Below are 19769 nucleotides of genomic sequence, written 5' to 3' on the forward strand. Positions count from 1 at the left end.
GGAAGGGACGCTGTCTTCGATGATGGAACCGAGCGCTCGCCTCGTACTGCTTTCTCCCCCGCGCCTGGCCGATCTGCGTCGGCGGGCCGGTGACCACCGCGACCGGACCCTCGCCGACGCGTGTGCCGTCGCCCTGACGTACTGGGCGACCGGGCGGAGTCCCGAAGGCATCGAGCTCACCGACGCCACGCTCTTCGCCGACGTGCTCGGCTGGGCCGCCAACGGCGGCACCGGGCCCGGCAGTCGGGACGCCGGCGAGGACGGCTGGAGCATCGCCGTCCCGGACGGCGTCACGCAGGCCGACGCACAGCTCGCCCTGGACGACCTGGCCGACTTCCCGGACCGGCCGCTGGGCACCATCGGGGCGACCGGCGCCGAGGAGCGGCTGCGGACCCTCCTCGCGTGGAACGACACCGACGCCGACCGGGTCCGCCCGACCGTCGTCGAGATGTTCCGCGAGCAGGCGCGCAGCCGTCCCGACGCCGTCGCGATCGTCGACGAGCACCGGTCGCTCACCTACCGCGAGGCGGCCGAACGCTCCGCCCAGCTGGCCCACCACCTGCGCGGTCGCGGGCTCACCGCCGAGCAGGTCGTCGGCATCTCGCTCGGCCGCTCCGCGGACATGGTGATCGGTCTGCTCGGTGTGCTGCAGGCGGGCTGCGCCTTCGTACCGCTCGACCGGCAGTGGCCCGCCGCGCGCCGCGCCGTCGTCATCGAGGACGCCCGCGTCGTGCTCCAGCTCGACGCCTCCGGCGCCGGCGGCCCGGACGAGCCCGAGGCCGTCCAAGTGGACCTCGGCGACTGGCGGTTCGGCGCCGAACCGACCGAGGCGCCCGCCGTCCCCGTGCGGGGTGACGCCCTCGCGTACGTCATCTTCACCTCCGGCTCCACCGGGCGGCCCAAGGGCGCGATGATCCGCCACGAGGCCATCGCCGAGCGGCTGCTCTGGCAGGTCGACGAGATCCTGCACTTCGGCCACGACGACGCCTCGCTCTTCAAGGCGCCGCTGTCCTTCGACATCTCCATCAACGAGATCTTCCTGCCGCTGGTCAGCGGCGGCCGACTGGTCGTCCTGCGCCCCGGCGGCGAACGCGACCCGCACCACTTGCTCGGCGTGATCGCCGAACAGCGCGTCACCTTCACGTACTTGGTCTCGTCCATGCTGGACGTGCTCCTGGAGATAGCCGGCGATTCCGGGCGCCTGGACAGCCTGCGGCACGTCTGGTGCGGCGGCGAGGTGCTCACCCCCGAGCTCTACGAGCGGTTCCGCACCCGGCTCGACATCCCGATGTACCACGGCTACGGCCCGGCCGAGACGACCATCGGCGTCTCGCACGTCATCTACCGGGGCGCCGCGGAACGCCTGTCGACCTCCATCGGCAAGGCCAACCCCAACACCCAGCTGTACGTCCTGGACGACGAGCTGCGCCCGGTGCCGGTCGGCGTCGGCGGCGAGCTGTACGCGGGCGGCTTCCTGCTCGGCCGCGGCTACGTCAACGCCCCCGGCCTGACCGCCTCCCGTTTCGTCGCGAACCCCTTCGCCACGGACGGCTCCCGGCTCTACCGCACCGGTGACCTCGCCCGGTTCCAGCCGGACGGCTCCCTGGACTTCCTCGGCCGCGCCGACAACCAGATCAAGATCCGCGGCATGCGCCTGGAGATCGAGGACGTCGAGGTCGGCCTCGCCGAGCACCCCGGCGTCCGGCACACCTGCGTCGTCGCCAAGAAGAACACGGCGGGCGGCACCTACCTCGTCGGCTACGTCATCCCGGCCGCGGGCCACGACGCGCTGCGCGCCGACGACGTCAAGGCCTGGGCCACCGCGCACATGGTCGAGTACATGGTGCCCGCCCACATCGTCGTGATGACGGAGTTCCCGCTCACCGCCAACGGCAAGCTCGACCGCAAGGCACTGCCCGAGCCCACCACCGGCACCGGCGCCGTCGTCCCGCCCGCCACCGAGAACGAACGCGCGGTCTGCGCGGCGGTCGCGGCCGTGCTCCAACTCGACGAAGTCGGCGTCGACCAGGACTTCTTCCAGCTCGGCGGCGACAGCATCCTGACCATCTCGCTGCTGAGCGCGCTGCGCGAGGCGGGCCTCTACGTCACCGCGCGCCAGATCTTCGACCACGGCGTCCTCGGCGCCCTGGCGGCGGTGGCGAGCCGCGAGGACGTCTCCACCGTCGACCACGGCGACGTCGCGACCGGGCCCGTCGAGGGCTCACCGATCGTGCGGTGGCTCGGCGAGACCACCGACGCCGTCGACGGCTTCGTGCAGTCCGTGGTGCTCAACACCCCCGCCGGCCTGACCCCCGAAGCGCTCGACGAGATCCTCTCCGCGCTCCTCGACCGGCACCCCATGCTCCGCGCCCGCCTGGTGCGCGGCGAGCGCTGGAGCTTCGACATCCCGGAGGCCGCCCCGGCCGCCCCGGTGTGGCGGGAGAGCGACCTGCCGCTGGACGCGTGCGTCACGCTCGCCACCGACGGGCTCGACCCCGACGGCGGCGCGATGCTGCGCGCCGTCTGGCGCCGCGCGGAGCGCCAGCTGGTCGTCGTCGTCCACCACGTGGTCATCGACGGCGTCTCCTGGCGGGTCCTGATGGAGGACCTGGCCACGGCCTGGCGCCAGTGCGCCGCCGGCACCCCGGTCGAACTGCCGCCGGAGGGCACCTCGTTCCGCCGCTGGACCCAGCTGCTCGGCCGCCCCGGCTTCGACGCCGACCTGGCGTACTTCCGGCGCCCCCTGCCGGGCGAGGACCGGCCGGTGGGCCGGCGCGCGCTGTCCGCGGCCGACACCGTCGCCCGGGAGCGGCTGCGCACCGTCTCCGTCGGCCCCGAGGTCACCGCCGCCCTGCTCGGCGAGATCCCCGCCAAGTTCCACGCGGGCGTCAACGACGTGCTGCTCACCGCGCTCGCCGTCACCCTCGCCCGGTGGCGCCGCGACCTCGGCCAGGACCAGACGTTCGCCCACATCGAGCTGGAGGGCCACGGCCGCGAGGGGCGTCACGTGGCGGACGCCGCCGGGTTCGAGCCCGAACTCTCGCGCACCGTCGGCTGGTTCACCACCCTCTTCCCGGTGACCGTCGACCCCGGCACCGCCCCCGACCTCACCTCGCCCGAGTACCTCGCCGCCGCCCTCAAGGCGGTCAAGGAGGACCTCGCGCGGGTGCCGAGCAACGGCATCTCGTACGGCGCGCTGCGCTACCTCGCCGACACCGCCTTCGACGCGCCCGCACCGCAGGTGCTCTTCAACTACCTGGGGCGCTTCGACGCGGGCGCCTCCGGCGACTGGAACCTCGCGGGCGCCACCGGCCAGCTCGGCGAGAAGCGCGACCCCGCCATGCGGCTGCCGCGCGCCCTGGAGTTCAACGCGATCGCCGAACCGGCCGCGGACGGCGGCGACTACGAGCTCGTCACCACCATCTCCTGGCCCGACGGCCTGTTCACCGACGAGGACGTCGAGACCCTCGGCGGCTACTTCCGGGCCGCCCTCGCCACTCTCGCCGCGCTCGACGAGGGCGGCCACTCGCCCAGCGACTTCCCGCTGGTGCCGCTCACCCAGGCCGACGTGGACGCCCTGGACGGCGCGCCGCTGCGCGACATCCTGCCGCTGACCCCGCTCCAGGAAGGCCTGTACTTCCACTCGGTGTTCGACGACGACTCCGCGGGCGCGTACGTCGAACAGCAGCTCCTCACCCTCGAGACGCCGGACGGCGAGGTGGACGCCGACCGGCTCGCGGCCGCCGCCACCCGGCTCCTCGCCCTACACCCGAACCTCGCGGCACGCTTCACGGCCCTCGCCGACGGACGCGTCGTCTCCGTCCTGGAGCACGGCGTCGAGGCGCCCTTCACCACGCTGGACCGCCCCGGCATCACCGACGCCGGGATACGCGAGCTCGCCGAGCGCGACCGCCGCGCCGGCTTCGACCTCGCCACCGGCCCGCTGATGCGGTACACCCTCATCCGCGCGGGGGAAGGCCGCACCGTCCTGGTGCAGACCGTCCACCACATCATCGCCGACGGCTGGTCGGTGCCGCCGATGCTGCGCGCGCTGCTCGCCGAGTACCACGCGCCGGGCACCGTGTACCCCGTCGGCGGCTTCGCCGACTACGTGCACTGGCTCGCCGGACGCGACGACGACGAGAGCGACCGGGTGTGGCGCGCGGAGCTCGCCGGGCTGCCCGGCGCCTCGCTGGTCGCCGAGGGGCACACGCCCTCCGACCGGTTCGCCGACACCGCCGCCGAGGCGCAGGCCGACGTCGACGCGGCGGTCCGGGACGCCGGTGTCCCGCTCAGCGTCGCCGTGCACAGCGCCTGGGCGGTGACATTGGGCGGCATCCTGCGCGGCGACGACGTGGTCTTCGGCTCCACGGTCTCCGGACGCGACGCCGACGTGCCCGGCATCGGCGACATGGTGGGGCTGTTCATCAACACGATCCCTGTCCGCGCCCGCTGGTCCGGGGCCACCACCGCACGCGACCTGCTCGCCTCCGTGCGCGAGCACCAAGGCGCCGTCCTGCCGCACCAGCACGTCTCGCTGGCGCGGATCGGCCGCCAGGCTGGCGCCGGATCGCTCTTCGACACGCTGGTCGTCTTCGACGTCGCGACCGACCTGGACAGCCTGCGGGCCCCCGGCGCCGAACTCGTCATCACCGACCTGGTGAACGAGGGCGCCCCGCACTACCCCCTCACGCTCGTCGTCGAGCGCGCCCTCGACGGCCGGCCGCGCTTCAACCTCATCTACGACGGTGAACTGCTGCGCGAGGAGAGCGCCCAGGAGATCCTGCGGACGTTCGGCGAGACCCTGACGAGCCTGCTCACCCGCCCCGACGCCCTGGTCCACGACCTCGTGCCCGGCGACACCCGGCTGCCCGCCCGCGTCGAACCGGTCACCCTGGGCGGCCTGTTCGACGCCGCCGCCCACCGCGACCCGGCGGCCACCGCCGTCACCCAGTGCGCCCTCGACGGCCAAACCCGCTCCCTCACGTACGGCGAACTGGCGCACGCTAAGGACGAGTTGGCCGCCACCCTGCGCGCCGCCGGGGTCGGCCCCGGACGACGGGTCGCCGTCGCCGTGCCGCGCTCCGTCGAGCAGGTCACCGCGCTGGTCGCGATCGTCACGGCGGGTGGCGCGTACGTACCGCTGGACCTCGCCTACCCGGACGAACGCCTGGAGTACATCCTCACCGACGCCGCCCCGCAGGTCGTCCTCGTCGACCGCGAGCAGCGGGAGCGCTTCACCGCGCTCCTCGACCGGACCGGGGTGCGCGCCCGCGTCCTCGTCCAGGGCGAGGAGGCGCCGCACGACGCGACGGACGGGCCCGCCCCGGAGGCCGGCTGGCACGACCCCGCGTACGTCATCTACACCTCGGGCTCGACCGGCCGCCCCAAGGGCGTCGTCGTCCCGCACTCCAGCGTCGTGACGCTGCTCGCCGGCACCCGGCCCGACATGGGCTTCGGGCCCGACGATGTATGGGTGCAGTTCCACTCCTTCTCGTTCGACTTCGCGGTCTGGGAGCTGTGGGGCGCGTTGGCGCACGGCGGCGAGCTGCTGGTGCCCGACTACGGCCTGACCCGCTCACCCGTCGACTTCCACCGCCTCGTCCGCGATCGCGGGGTGACCGTGCTCAACCAGACGCCGTCGGCCTTCTACCAGTTCATCGAGGCCGACCGGCACGCCGACGAGCCGGCCGGTGCGCTGCGCCGGATCATCTTCGGCGGCGAGGCGCTGGACCTCGGGCGGCTGCGCGGCTGGGTCGACCGGCACGGCACCGGCTCGCCCGAGCTGGTCAACATGTACGGCATCACCGAGACCACGGTCCACGTCACGCACCGGGTGCTGACCGACGCGGACTTCGTCGGCGCGGACGACGTCAGCCCGATCGGCGGACCCATCCCGGGCCTGGTCGTGCACCTCCTCGACGACCGGCTGCGGCCGGTGCCGCCGGGCAAGGTGGGCGCCATCTACGTCGCGGGCGACCAGGTGGCCCTCGGCTACCTGGGCCGGCCGGGGCTGACCGCCGGCCGCTTCGTGGCGAACCCGTTCGCCGGCGACGGCTCCCGGATGTACCACACGGGCGACCTCGCCCGCCGGACCCTCGACGGCGAGCTGGAGTTCGCCGGGCGCGCCGACGACCAGGTGCAGCTCAAGGGGTTCCGCATCGAGCTCGGCGAGGTGGAGTCCGCGGTCCGCGAGCTCGACGGCGTCGTCGACGTGGCGGTCACCGTCGCGGAGAGCGGCGACCACCTGGTCGCACACGTCGTGGGCAGCGCCCCCGGCGACTTCGCCGCACGGCTCGCCGCGAAGCTGCCCGTGCACATGGTGCCGGGCCGGATGCTGCCGGTCGACGCGCTGCCGCTGACGGTCAACGGCAAGCTGGACCGCGGGGCTCTGGCCGAGCGGGCGAGGCAGTCCACGGCTGGTACCGACGCGGCCGCGGTCACGGCTGCGGGTGGTTCGTGGTCGGCCGCGCAGTTCCCCGCGCCCCTGACGGGGCCCGGTACCGACTCCGTACTCGCCTCCCTGGTGGGCATCTTCGAGGGCGCCCTGTCCGGCGCCGACGTGGACGCCGACACCGACTTCTTCATGGCCGGCGGCGACAGCATCGTCGCCATCACCGTCATCAACCGCGCCCGCGCCCTCGGCCTGCCGATCGCGCCCCGGGACGTGTTCCTGCTCAGGACGCCGCGAGCCCTCGCCGCGCACCTGGGGACGAGCACGCCGCAGACTCCCGCGCCCGCACCCGACCGGCGCGCCGACGGGCCGCTGCCGCCGACGCCGATCATCCTGCGCCAGCGCGAACTGGGCGGTTCCCTCGACCGGTTCGTCCAGGCCAGGACGGTCACGGCACCGGAGGGCACCGGCTTCGCCGAGGCCGAGCGGGCCGCGCGCGCCGTCGTCGCCGCGCACCCGGCGCTGCGGTTGCGGCTGCGCGTCGAGCACGGCGTGTGGGCGCTGCGCACCGAACCCGACCGCGAGATCACCGTCGTCCGCAGCACCGCGGCCGACGCGACGGCGGCGGCGCACGAGGCCGCCGGCCGGCTCGACCCCGAGTCCGGTGACGTCGTCGCGTTCGACTGGCTGGAGTCGAGCCGCACGCTGGTCGTCACCGTGCACCACCTCGCCGTCGACGCGGTCTCCTGGCTGGTCCTCCTCGACGACCTGACCGCCGCCCTGCGCGGCGCCGAGCTCGCGCCGCCGACCACGTCCTACGCGGAGTACGCCGAGGCGCTGACGCTGCGGGCCACCGAGCCGGCCGACTCCCTCGGCCACTGGATCGACACGCTCCGGGCACCCGAACTGCTGGCCGCCGTCGGCGCGTTGCGCGAGAGGACCGTCGTCCTGTCGCCCGAGGTGAGCGACCGCGTCACCCGCACCGCGCCCGCCGCCCTCGGCGTCGGCCTCACCGAGCTGCTCTGCGGCGCGCTGCGCACCGCGCTGACGCACGTCCAGGAGGACCCCACCGACCTCGCCGTCGAGCTGGAGCGGCACGGCCGGGTCCCGGCGCTCGCCCACCACGACTACACCCGTACGGTCGGCTGGTTCACCTCCATCGCGCCGGTGCGCCTCACGGCGCACACCGACCCCGTCGCCGCCGCCCACGAGGTCGCCGCGCGCCAGCCGGACGAGGAGGGCCACACCGCGTACGGCAGGCTCCGCTACCTCAACCCGCAGACGGCGCCCCTGCTGACCGCCCGCCCGCAGGTCCTGTTCAACTACCTGGGCCGGGGCGGCGAATCGCAGGCGGTGCACGTCACCGGCGGCGACCAGCCGAGCCCGTACGCCGTCGAGGTCAACGCCTGGACCGACGAGGCGACCGGCGGCCTGCACGCCGCCTTCACCCTCGCCGACGGCGTCCCCGACGAGATCACGGCGCACTGGACGGGCGCCCTGGAGCACCTCGCGGACGCCGCCGCGACCGCCGAGCGCACCGCGCCGGTCACCCCGCTGCAGCGCGGCCTGTTCTTCCAGGCGCAGCTGGCGGGCGCCGCGGGCCACTACGTCGCGCAGAGCTGGTTCACCTTCGACCGGCGGCTCGACACCGACGCGCTCGCCGACGCGATGGCGCACGTCATCGCACGCCACCCGGTCGTCGGCGCCGGCTTCACCACCGACGACGACGGCAACCCCGTCCAGGTCCTCAAGGCGGGCCGCCGCGTCGCCGTCCGCACGGTCGAGCTCACCACCGAGGCCGAGGTCGACGCGCTGCGCACCCGCGACCGCGACACGGGCTTCGACCCGGGCGAGCCGCCGCTGATCCGGCTGACCGTGGTGCGCCTGCCGGACGGCCGCGACGGCCTGCTGCTCAGCTACCACCTGCTGCTGTGGGACGGCTGGTCCCGCGAGATCGTGCTGCGCGACCTCTTCGACGCCTACGAGGCCGTCCTCGCGGGCGAGCCGCTCGACGCGAGCCCGGCCGTGCCCGGCTTCGAGGAGTACGCGCGGGAGCTCGCCGCCAAGGACCCCGAGGTGTCGACCCGCTTCTGGGCGGAGCACCTGGCGGAACTGCCCGGCCCGACCCTGCTCGCGGGACCGGCGCCCGCCCTCTCCGAGGAGCTGCCGCCCGCGCTCGTGCACACGCTCTCCGCCGAACAGTCGACGCTCCTGCGGGACGCGGCCAAGGAACACGGCGTCACGCTGAACTCGGTGCTGACCGGCGCCTTCGGCCTGCTGCTCGGCGCGCACACCGGCCGCGGCGACGCGGTGTTCGGCGTGACCGTCTCCGGGCGCGACGGTGAGGGCCTGTCCGACATCGTCGGCGTACTGCTCAACACCGTGCCCATGTGGACGAGGGCCCGGCCCGACGACACCGTCGGCGCCTATCTGTCGGCCGTGCAGGCCTCCCGGGTCGACGCGATGGACCACGAGCACCTCGGACTCGGCGAGATCCAGCGTGCCAGCGGGCACGACACCCTCTTCGACAACCTGTTCGTGCTCCAGAACTTTCTGGACATGGACGCGTTCGCCGAGATGAACTCCCGGCACGGCATCACCTCGGTGAAGGCCGACGACTCCACGCACTATCCGTTCACCTGGGTCGTCACGCCCGGCGAGCAGCTCACGATCAAGCTGGAGCACCGCCACGGCGACTCCGCGGACGCCCGGCGCCTCCTCGACGACTACGTGCGCGTTCTGGAGGACCTGGCCCGCGCGAGCGGACCGGTCGGCGCGCTGCCGGGCCTCGGCGAGCGCCCCGAACCCGCCGGGCGCACGGACGTCGGCACGGACACCGTCGTCGACCGGTTCGACCGCGCCGCCGACCGCGACCCGGACCGGGTCGCCCTCGTCGCGCACGGCGCGACCCTCACCTTCGCCGGCCTGCGGGACCGCAGCCGCGAGGTGGCGGGTGTCCTCGCCGCACGCGGCATCGGCCCCGAGACCAATGTGGGCCTCGCGCTCCCGCGCTCCCTCGACTCGATCGTGGCGCTCTTCGCGGTGCTGCGCGTCGGCGCGGCGTACGTACCGCTGGAGCTCGACCATCCGGACGAGCGGATCGCGGCGATCGTCGCGGACGCCCGGCCGGACGTGATCCTCACGGTGAGCCCGGTGTCCCCGCGGCTGGCCGGCGCCTGCGAACTGATCGAGCTGGACCGGCCGTTGCCCGCGGCCGAACCCTTCGTGACGTTCGCGCCCGACGACCCGGACCGGCTGCGCCACCCCGCGTACACGATCTACACCTCCGGCTCGACCGGGAAGCCCAAGGGCGTGGTGACCGAGTACGCCGGTCTCACCAACATGCTGATCAACCACCAGCGGCGGATCTTCGAGCCGGTCCTCGCGGAACACGGCCACCGGCGCTTCAGGATCGCGCACACCGTGTCGTTCGCGTTCGACATGTCGTGGGAGGAGCTCCTGTGGCTCGCCGACGGACACGAGGTGCACATCTGCGACGAGGAGCTGCGGCGTGACGCGCCCGGCCTGGTCGCCTACTGCGCCGAACACGGCATCGACGTCATCAACGTGACGCCGACGTACGCCCAGCAGCTGGTGGCCGAGGGCCTCCTCGACCGCCCCGAGCGGCGCCCCGCGCTGGTCCTGCTCGGCGGCGAGGCCGTCACCCCGTCGCTGTGGCAGCGCCTCGCGGACACCGACGGCACGGTCGGCTACAACCTCTACGGGCCGACCGAGTACACGATCAACACCCTGGGCGTCGGCACCTTCGAGTGCCAGGACCCGGTGGTGGGCGTCGCCATCGACAACACCGACGTGTACGTCCTCGACCCGTGGCTGCGGCCCCTGCCGGACGGCGTGCCCGGCGAGCTGTATGTGGCGGGCGTCGGCATCGCCCGCGGCTACCTCGGACAGCCCGGCCAGAGCGCGCACCGCTTCGTCGCGTGCCCGTTCGGCGCGCCCGGCGAGCGCATGTACCGCACCGGCGACCTGGTGGTCCGCAGGCCCGACGGCAACCTGTCGTACCTGGGCCGCACCGACCAGCAGGTCAAGATCCGCGGCCACCGGGTCGAACTGGGCGAGGTCGAGGCGGCGTTCGCGGCCCACCCGGCGGTGCGGTTCGCCGCGGCGGTGGCCCAGCCCGACCCGCAGGTCGACGGCGCGTACCGGCTCGCCGCGTACCTCGTCCTGGCGGGCGCCGACCTGGCCGCCGTCGCCGCCGAGGTGGGCGCCGCGCTCCCGGACTTCCTGCGCCCGACCCACTACGCCGAGGTCGACGGCATCCCGCTCACCGTGAACGGGAAGGCTGACACCAAGGCGCTGCCGGAGGCCAAGCCCCTCGGCGCGCTGACCACGGCGGGGGAGCGCGGCCCGGAGACCGGGACGGAGAGCGTGGTCTGCGAGTTCTTCGCCGAAGCCCTGGACCTCGACGACGACGAGGTGAGCGCGGTGAGCGATTTCGTGTCCCTCGGCGGACACTCCATGCTGGCGGTGCGCCTCATCGGGCTGCTCCGCCGCGAGTACGGCCCCGTGGTCACCATCCGTGACCTGTTCACCCTGCGAACCCCGGAAGCGATTGCCCGCCATCTCGATGACAACTCCTGACACGACCCCCGACCCGCGGCGGCCCCGCCGGGGATCCGACATCCTCAAGACCGCCCTGCGCCGCAACATCGGCGCCATGGCCCTGGGCACCCTGCTCATGGGCCTGTACCAGGCGGGCGAGACGGCCTTCCCCATCGCGCTCGGCATGATCGTCGAGCACACGATGAAGGACGACCGGACCCTCGGCGCCCTCGGCCTGTCGATCGCCGCGCTCGCCGTGATCATCACGACCGTCTCGCTGTCGTGGCGGTTCGGGATGCGCGTCCTGCAGAAGGCCAACACGACCGAGGCGCACCGCTGGCGGGTGCGGGTCGCGGGCTGCGGGCTGCAGCCGGTGGCCCGGGACGTCGACCTCAAGTCCGGCGAGGTGCTGACCATCGCCACCGAGGACGCCGACCAGACCGCGGACATCATCGAGGTGGTGCCGCTGCTGGTCAGCTCGCTGGTCGCGGTGGTGGTCGCGGCGGTCGCCCTGGGCCTGGCCGACCTGCGGCTCGGACTGCTGGTGATCGTGGGAACGGTCGCGATCCTGTCGGTCCTCAGTGTGATGTCCAAGCGGATCGGCTCCAGCACCCGGGAGCAGCAGGCCCGGGTGGCGCGGGCCGGCGCCAAGGTCGCCGACCTGATCACCGGTCTGCGCCCGCTGCACGGCTTCGGCGGCAACCACGCGGCGTTCCGCTCGTACCGCGAGGTCAGCGCGGAGGCGATGCACCAGTCGGTCACCGTGGCCCGGGTGAACGGCGTGTACGCGGGCACCGCGCAGGCCCTGAACGCCGTCCTGGCCGCCGCGGTGACCCTGACGGCGGGCTGGCTGGCGTTCGAGGGCCGGATCACCATCGGTGAGCTCGTGATGGCCGTGGGCCTCGCGCAGTTCATCATGGAGCCGCTCAAGATGTTCTCGGAGATGCCCAAGTACGTGATGATCGCGCGGGCGTCGGCGGAGCGGATGGCGCTGGTCCTCGCCGCGCCGCCGGTCACGGACCCGGGGACGGGGCGCCCGGCCCCGGGCGGCGGCCTGGAGGTCGACTGCGTCCGGTACGGGTCGCTGCGGGAGCTGAAGTTCTCGGTGGCGCCGGGCGAGTTCGTGGCCGTCGCCGGCTACCGGCCGCGCGAGGTCGCCGACCTCGCCTCGATCCTGGCGGTGAACGTGCCGCCCGAGGCGTACGAGGGTGTGGTGCGGGTCAGCGGGCAGGAGATCGCCGACCTGTCGGTGGAGTCGGTCCGCGAGCACCTGCTGGTGAACCCGTACGACGGCGAGATCTTCGCGGGCACGCTCCGCAGCAACATCGATCCGTCCGGCACGAGCGGCTCGGTCCCCGAGGCGGTCGAGGCGTCCATGCTGACCGACGTGGTCGCCCTGCACCGCGAGGGACTCGACTACGCGGTCCGCGACCGCGGCGCGAACCTCTCCGGCGGCCAGCGCCAACGGCTGTCCCTGGCGCGCGCCCTGGCCGCCGACACGGACGTGCTCGTGCTGCACAACCCGACGACGGCGGTCGACGCGGTCACCGAACAGCTCATCGCCCGCAACGTGGCGAAGCTGCGGCGGGGCCGGACCACGCTCGTGATCACCAGCAGCCCGGCGCTGCTGGACGCGGCGGACCGCGTCCTCGTCCTGGCCGACGGCGCCATCACCGCGGAGGACAGCCACCGGAACCTCCTCGCCCAGGACGAGGAGTACTGCTCGGCAGTGGCCCGCTGACACCGCCCCGGCGCACCCCGTCGCGGGGTCGCGGACGGCCGAGGTGACGAAGGCATGGTCAGGGGCGCGGGGAACTGCGCGCTAAGCCCCCGCCGGAGGGGCGACGAACTCACCCCGTCGCGGGGTCGCGGACGGCCGACGTGACGAAGGCAGAGTCAGGGGCGCGGGGAACTGCGCGCCCAGCCCCCACCGGACGGACGACGGACTCACCCCCGTCGTGGGGTCACATACGGACGACGTGACGAAGGCACGGGCAGGGGCGCGGGGAACTGCGCACCCAGCCCCCGCCGGGCAGGCGGACGACAGACTCACCCCGTTGCGGGGTCGCGGCGGACGGCCGACGTAAGAAAGGTCCCGGCCGGGCAGGCGGACGGACGACGCTACCCGAGAGGGAGAGGCCCGAGCGCCCAGGCCACATCCCGGAGCACCGCACCCCGCCACCCGGCCCGATCGTGCCCGGAGCCCGCCCGGGAGACCCGCACCCGCGCCCCGGCCTCCCGGACCAGACCCTCGACCACCTCACAGTGCGGCAGCATCCCCGTCTCGTGCTCGCCGACGTCGAAGGCGATCCGCAGCCCCGACAGATCGGGGCGGCGCTCCCGCAACCGCTGGGCGACGGCGCCGCCGAGCGGACCCGCCATCAGGTCCGTCCGCCCCAACGCGTCCGGCGTCCACCAGAAAGACGGCGACTGACAGGCGACCCGGGAGACCAACTCGGGGAACTCCAGCGCCGCGTACATCGCGCTCAGCCCGCCCAGGCTCTGCCCCGCGACCACGAGCCGCCCCGGGTCGCCCGGCACGCCGCTCTCCGCGACCAGCGGCAGCAGTTCGTCGCGGACCGCCTCCCACAGCGCGGGGTCACAGCCGAACTCGGCGGCCCGGTCCTTGGCCGGCAGGAAGACGAGGGTGACGGGAGGCATCTGGCCCGCGGCCACGGCCGCGTCGAACGCGGTCATCGCCGGGTGCAGATACAACCAGTCGTCACCGTCGAGCAGCAGGACCAACGGCCCGCCACCGCCCACCGGATGGACCCGTACCGTCCGTCGCCCGCCGAGCCGCTCGCTGGCCCAGCGGATCCGGGCGCGCGGCACGGGCAGGACGTCATCGGCGCCGACGAGCGGCCAGTACGGATCGGCCGGGGCGTCGGGCGTGGCGGCGATGGACCGGTCGCCGCCCGCGCCGGCCGGGTTGAAGGGATCGGCGTACGCGGCGCCCTCCATGTCCAGCCCCACGGCCCCGTCCCCGCTCCCGTCCGCACCCGCACCCGCACCCGCACCCGCGAGGAATTGATAGGTCACGCGCAACCGCTCGGGCATCGGCACCTCGGCGTACCAGCAGTCCGAATCCCGCCAGCGCCGCAGCGGGACGGGGCCCGACCAGCTCTCGAAGGAGAGGGTCGCCGGCGACCCGCGCCACAGGAACAGCGTCGTCCAACCGCCGCCGTCGGCGGGGACGGAGACGGGCGCGCCGACCGCGGCCCAGAACGCGTCGGTGCCGGGTTCACCGGGTAGTCCGTACGCGGTGAAGGCGTGGGAAGCGTTCTCCGTGTCGGCCACCGGGCGCATGAACGTCTCCTTGTGAGAGGGAAGGGGGAGAGGCTAAGCTCGCACTAATTTAGGGGAGCCTAACCTAATCAAGGCCTTCCCTTCCATCCCTGGTCCACCGGTGGAACGGGCGTAGAACCGCCCCCGTTCCCTGCCCGGCGCGCCCCCGCGCCCAAGGAGGCACTCACCCATGAGCACCAACCCCTTCGACGACCCCGACGGCCGCTTCCTCGTCCTCGTGAACGACGAGGGCCAGCACTCGCTCTGGCCGTCCTTCGCCGAGGTGCCCGGCGGGTGGACGACCGCCTTCCCGGAGAACTCGCGGGAGGCCTGCATCGAGTACATCGAGACCAACTGGACCGACCTGCGCCCCAAGTCCCTCATCGCCTCGATGGACAGCTGACCTCACCGCGCCGGGCCCGCCCGAGGCTGCCGCGCCCCGAGCCCGGGGCCCAATCCGACATCGCGGAGAAACGCGGAGATAAACGCAGAGAAGCGGAGAGACGCGGAGAAACGCGGAGAAACGTGGAGGGGCACCGTCGATGCTCTGCACCAGACTGACCAACGCGCGCTTCCTGACCATGGATCCGGGCCACCCCGTCGCCCGCGACCTGGGCATCTGGCGGGGCCGGATCGTCGGCCTGGACGAGGCCGTGACGTCGTTGCCCGCGGCCGAGGTGGTCGACCTCCAGGGCGCCACCGTGCTGCCCGGGTTCATCGACGCCCATGTGCACCTGGCCTGGACGGGGTTCAAGCAGCGGACCGCGAGCATCGCGGGCCGCACCCGGATCGACGACGTGCTCGCCGTCGTGGCCGAGGCCGTCGCGGAGAGCCCGCCCGGTGCCTGGGTGAACATCGCCGGATACGACCAGCGGGCCCTGGGCCGCCATCTGACCGCCGCCGACCTGGACCGGGTCGGCCAGGGGCGCAAGGTGTACCTGCTGCACGACTCCGGGCACGGCTGCGTCGTCAACTCCGCCGTCCTCGCGCTGCTGCCCGGCGACCTCCCGCACGAGAACGGCTTCCTCGCCGAGGCTGCCATGGGCGCCGCCCGCGCGCTGCGCCTGCCGTACTCCCAGCGCGAACTGGCCGAGGCCATCGGCCGGGCCGCCCGGACCTGTCTGGCCGAGGGCGTCACCGCCTGCGCCGAGGCGGGCATCGGCGGCACCCTCTTCGGCCACAGTCCGGTCGAACTGGGCGCCTACCAACTCGCCTGCACGGAGGGCCTGTTGCCGCTGCGCGTGCAGCTCATGGTCTCCGCCGACCGGCTGCGCCCGGTCGCCGCGCACCGGGCCGACGGCATCCCCCGCGCCCTCGACCTGGGCCTGCGCACCGGGTTCGGCGACGACCGGCTCTCGGTGGGCGCGCTGAAGGTCTACACGGACGGCGGGATGATGGCCCGCACCGCCGCGCTCAGCAGCCCGTACGAAGGCCTCGGCCACGCGGGCCAGTTGCAGGACGATCCGCAGGCGCTCAAGGACACCATCGTGGCGGGCCACCTCGCGGGCTGGCAGCTCGCCGTCCACGCGATCGGCGACCGCGCGGCCGACCTGGCGCTGGACGCCCTGGAAGAGGCCCGGCGCCGCCGCCCGCGGCCGGGCGCCCGGCACCGCATCGAACACGCCGGCCTGATCCGCCCCGACCAGCTGCCACGCATGGCACGGCTCGGCGTCGCCGCGGTCGTCCAGCCCAACTTCCTGCGGTACTTCGGCGACGACTACGCCACGATCATGGGTGGGGAGCGCGCCCCCTGGCTCTACCGCGGCCGGGCGTTCCTGGACCACGGCATCCCTCTCGTCGGCAGCTCCGACCGCCCGGTCGCGGACGGATCCCCGCTGCGCGCCGTCCAGTTCATGGTCGAGCGCGCCACCGCGTCCGGCCGGACCGTCGGCCCCGACGAGGGCATCACCGTCGACGAGGCCCTGCACGCCTACACGGTCGCCGCCGCAAGGGCCTGCCACTGGGAGGACACCCTGGGCACCCTCACCCCGGGCAAGCTCGCCGACCTGACGGTGCTCGCCGACGACCCGTACCGCGTCGACGTGTCGCGGATCGGTGACATCGAGGTGGTGACGACGTACGTGGACGGGCGCGAGACGGCGAAGACGGCGGCCTGAACGGCGGTGAGGGAGGAGAGGGGGCGCAGGGGAGGGCCCGGCCTTCCGCGGCGGAGGCCGACCTCAGGAGCGCGTGAGCACGACGAGCCGCTGGGTCGCCCGCGTCATCGCGACATAGCGGTCGACGGCCCCCTCGATCCCGTCACCGAACGTCTCCGGGTCGACGAGGACCACCAGGTCGAACTCGAGCCCCTTCGACAGCTCCGGAGTCAGCGACCGCACCCGGGACGTGGCCCGGAACGTGGGGTCGCCGATGACGCAGGCGACCCCTTCGGTGTGCTCGTCGAGCCACGCCGCGAGGATCGCGTCCCGGTCCTCCGCCGGCCCGTGGAGTACGGGAACACCGCTGCTGCGGATCGACGTCGGCACGTTCGCGTCGGGCAGCGCGGCCCGGATGACCGGCTCGGCCTCCGCCATGACCTCTGCCGGCGTGCGGTAGTTGACACCGAGCGAGGTCATGCCGATCCGGTCGAGCCCGACCCGCTTCAGCCGCTCCTCCCACGACTCGGCGAAGCCGTGCCGGGCCTGCGCCCGGTCCCCGACGATGGTGAAGCTCCGGGACGGACACCGCAGCAGCAGCATCTGCCACTCCGCGTCGGTCAGTTCCTGCGCCTCGTCCACGACGACGTGCGCGAACGGCCCGGCGAGCCGGTCCGGCGCGGCGGTGGGCAGCGCGCTCTCGTCGACCAGGCTGTCCTGGAGGTCCTTGCCGCGCAGCATCCGCACCGCGCCCTCGCTGTCGTCGCCCGCGGAGTTGAAGTCGGCTGCCGCGATGATGTCGTCGATGACCAGGGCCATGCGCGCACGTTCGGCGGCGACGGCGGCGTCCTGGCGGCGCTTGAGTCGCGCCGCCTCCGGGTCGCCGAGCCGCTGCCGCGCCGCGTCGAGAAGCGGCAGATCGGAGACGGTCCAGGCCTGCGGCGCGTCCTTGCGCTGCAGCTTCGCCACCTCGTCGCGGTCGAGACAGGGCGCGCACAGCCGCAGATACGCGGGGACCGTCCACAGGTCGGACACGAGATCGGCCGCCTCCAGCAGCGGCCACGCGCGGTGGAGGGTGGTGACGAGCTCCCTGTCCTGACGCAGCGCCCGCAGGAACTGCTCCGGTGCGACGCCGTCCTCGTCCTCGTCCATGCCCTGCTTGTCCATCAGGATCGTGGCGAGCTCCTCCCAGATCTGCTCACGCGCCTCGTTGTGCGGGGCCCCCGGGCCCGGCGCCCGGAACGCCTCGGCCCAGTCGTCGGCGCTCACCCGGACCTCGCACCACGGCGTCGTCACCGTCATCCTCTCGGAGGGCGGCTCCTCGTAGAAGGCGACGGCCTTCTCGATCGCCCGCACCATGTCCGCCGACGACTTGAGGCGGGCCACCCCCGGGTCCGTCTCGGGCGCGGCGGAGGCACCCTCGGCGACGAGATCCCGCAGCGTGCAGGTCTGGACGCCCTCCTCACCGAGGCTGGGCAGGACGTCCGCCACATATCCCAGGTAGGGCTCGTGCGGGCCGACGAAGAGCACCCCGCCGCGCCGGTGCCCGAGGTGGGGGTCGGAGTAGAGCAGGTAGGCGGAACGGTGCAGGGCCACCACGGTCTTGCCGGTGCCCGGACCGCCGTCCACCACGAGGGCGCCGCGCGAGCCCGCGCGGATGATGGCGTCCTGGTCGGCCTGGATGGTGCCGAGCACGTCGCGCATCCGGGCCGAACGGTTGCTGCCCAGGCTCGCGATGAACGCCGACTGGTCGTCGAGCGCGGCATGGCGTTCGAGCCCGTCGGCGGTGAACACCTCGTCCCAGTAGTCACTGATCCGCCCGCCGGACCAGCGGTACCTGCGGCGGCTCGCCAGCCCCATGGGCTGGGCGTGGGTCGCCGCGAAGAACGGCTCGGCGGCGGGGGAGCGCCAGTCCACGAGCAGCCGGCGGCCCTCGCTGTCGGTGAGGCCGAGGCGTCCGATGTAGAGGGGCTCGGCGTCGTCGGCGCCGACGACGTGCCCGAGGCACAGGTCGAGACCGAACCGGCGCAGGGCGCGCAGCCGGCTGCTGAGCCGGTGGATCTCCGAGTCCCGCTCCAGCGCCTCCCGGCCGATGCCGCCGGGCGCCCGGCGCAAGTCGTCGAGCCGTCCGGAGAGTTCGGTGACGGTCTGGTCGAGGCTCTCCGCGATGGCCGCGAAGTGCCGGTCGTCCGAGGCGATCAACGCCGGGTCGGCCTTGGCCGAGAGGTTGTCGGGAAGGTTGAAAGCACTGGTGGCCAGGGGATTCACGTCGTCACTCCGATCCGAGGCCAGTGATTGTGCGGCAGGACGGGGGCCTTGCCGCAAGCCCCCCGGTGCGCTATAAGTTGAGAGTGGCAAGAGGTGGGTAGTCCCTCTTGCCTTTTGTTTTGCGCTGGTTGCGTGCGGCTGGTGTTCGCGGTCCCGCGGCCCGGTGGTCGAGCTTCGTCTCCCCCGGCTTCTCGGCGGTGGCTTCCTGGTGTTCCTGAGGTCCTTGGGTGTCCTGGTGGTCCTGTGTCGGTTGGACTCGTAAGTTAGGTAAGGCTAGCCTTATCGAGTTCGGTTCGTCGGGGCTGTGCCTCGGCGGCGAGCCACCCTCCGACCGCGGAACCGAGAAAGGTACAGCCTTGATCACGGCCACGCCGCGCCCTGCCCAGCTGCCCCACGCACTCATCGTGCGGACACCGTCCGCCGCGTCGGAAGCGTCGGCGCCATCCCCCTTCGAGTACGCGCCGACGCCTTCCGGTTCCGTACAGGCTCCCTCGGTGCGCTGCGCCCGAGCGGAGGACGCCCCGGCACTCGTGGCTCTGTCCCGCCCCTTCGCACGCTCCGGCGCGCTGCGTGAACGACCGGTCTCCTTGTACGCCGCCCAGGCCGATGACTTCCTCGTGGCGGACGCCTCCGTCGACTCTCCGGGCTCCCTGGTGGGCTGCGTGGGCCTGCGGTTGTACCCGGCGGGTTCGGCGGGGTCCGAGGGCCTGGGGGGATGGGGGAGTCCGGAGGGTCCGGGGGGACGGGAGGAGCTGGAGGGGCTGGAGGGGCCTGGGGAAGACTCCAGGTCGGTGGGCGTGCTGTACAACTTCTGCGTCGCCGGGCACTGTCAGGGCCGCGGTGTGGGAGCACGGCTGCTGCGCGCCGTGCTGACCGTGGCGCGTGCCCGCTCGCTGAGCGCCCTGTTCACGGCGACGACCGGTGGCGGCGACCTCTTCCTGCGGTACGGCTTCGCTCCCACGACCGCGCACAGGGCGCCCACCGCCTGGGCGGCATCCCTCGATCCCCGGCGCAACGCGCACATCCTGACGATGGATCTGTGAGATGTGAGAGGTGAGAGATGTGAGGTCGGAGGCGCGGCCGGCCGCCTCCTCAGATCACCTCCGAACCTGTCGTCCAGTCCCTCGCCTACGCACTCCTACGCGTTCCTACGCACTCCTAGG

At 73.5% G+C, this 19769-nt stretch carries 7 protein-coding genes; 5 read left to right on the top strand and 2 right to left on the bottom strand.

From position 1 onward, the window contains the following. Nucleotides 1-19: 19 nt before the first annotated feature. Nucleotides 20-10996, top strand: a complete 10977-nt coding sequence (locus ACZ6B8_RS06830) for an amino acid adenylation domain-containing protein (RefSeq protein ID WP_471606518.1) — start codon at nucleotides 20-22, stop codon at nucleotides 10994-10996. Beyond that, entirely contained in the window at nucleotides 10983-12698 is a 1716-nt protein-coding gene (locus ACZ6B8_RS06835) for an ABC transporter ATP-binding protein (RefSeq protein WP_471076744.1), read from the top strand. Before ACZ6B8_RS06830 ends, ACZ6B8_RS06835 begins: the two co-directional genes overlap by 14 nt. 380 nt (nucleotides 12699-13078) lie before the next feature. Here the strand turns inward: ACZ6B8_RS06835 and ACZ6B8_RS06840 are convergent, their stop codons facing one another. Then, the gene (locus ACZ6B8_RS06840) at nucleotides 13079-14263 is read right to left on the bottom strand and encodes an alpha/beta hydrolase-fold protein (protein WP_471606519.1); all 1185 of its coding nucleotides are present in this window, start codon (nucleotides 14261-14263) and stop codon (nucleotides 13079-13081) included. Nucleotides 14264-14432: 169 nt separating this feature from the next. Between ACZ6B8_RS06840 and ACZ6B8_RS06845 the strand changes: the two genes are divergently transcribed. Next, nucleotides 14433-14645, top strand: coding sequence for an MbtH family protein (locus tag ACZ6B8_RS06845; RefSeq protein ID WP_471076750.1), 213 nt, complete (start codon nucleotides 14433-14435; stop codon nucleotides 14643-14645). Between the two features lie 139 nt (nucleotides 14646-14784). Further along, complete coding sequence (locus ACZ6B8_RS06850) at nucleotides 14785-16359, top strand: amidohydrolase (RefSeq protein WP_471606520.1); 1575 nt, start codon at nucleotides 14785-14787, stop codon at nucleotides 16357-16359. Between the two features lie 63 nt (nucleotides 16360-16422). Here ACZ6B8_RS06850 and helR read toward each other — a convergent pair whose 3' ends face one another. Continuing rightward, entirely contained in the window at nucleotides 16423-18606 is a 2184-nt protein-coding gene (gene helR / locus ACZ6B8_RS06855; protein WP_471606521.1) for an RNA polymerase recycling motor ATPase HelR, read from the bottom strand. A 494-nt stretch (nucleotides 18607-19100) separates the two neighbouring features. Here helR and ACZ6B8_RS06860 point away from each other — a divergent pair, with 494 nt between their 5' ends. Then, on the top strand, nucleotides 19101-19649 hold the full coding sequence (locus ACZ6B8_RS06860) for a GNAT family N-acetyltransferase (protein WP_471606522.1): 549 nt from the start codon (nucleotides 19101-19103) through the stop codon (nucleotides 19647-19649). Nucleotides 19650-19769: the final 120 nt, after the last annotated feature.

This window comes from Streptomyces sp. NPDC041122 (assembly GCF_055592445.1).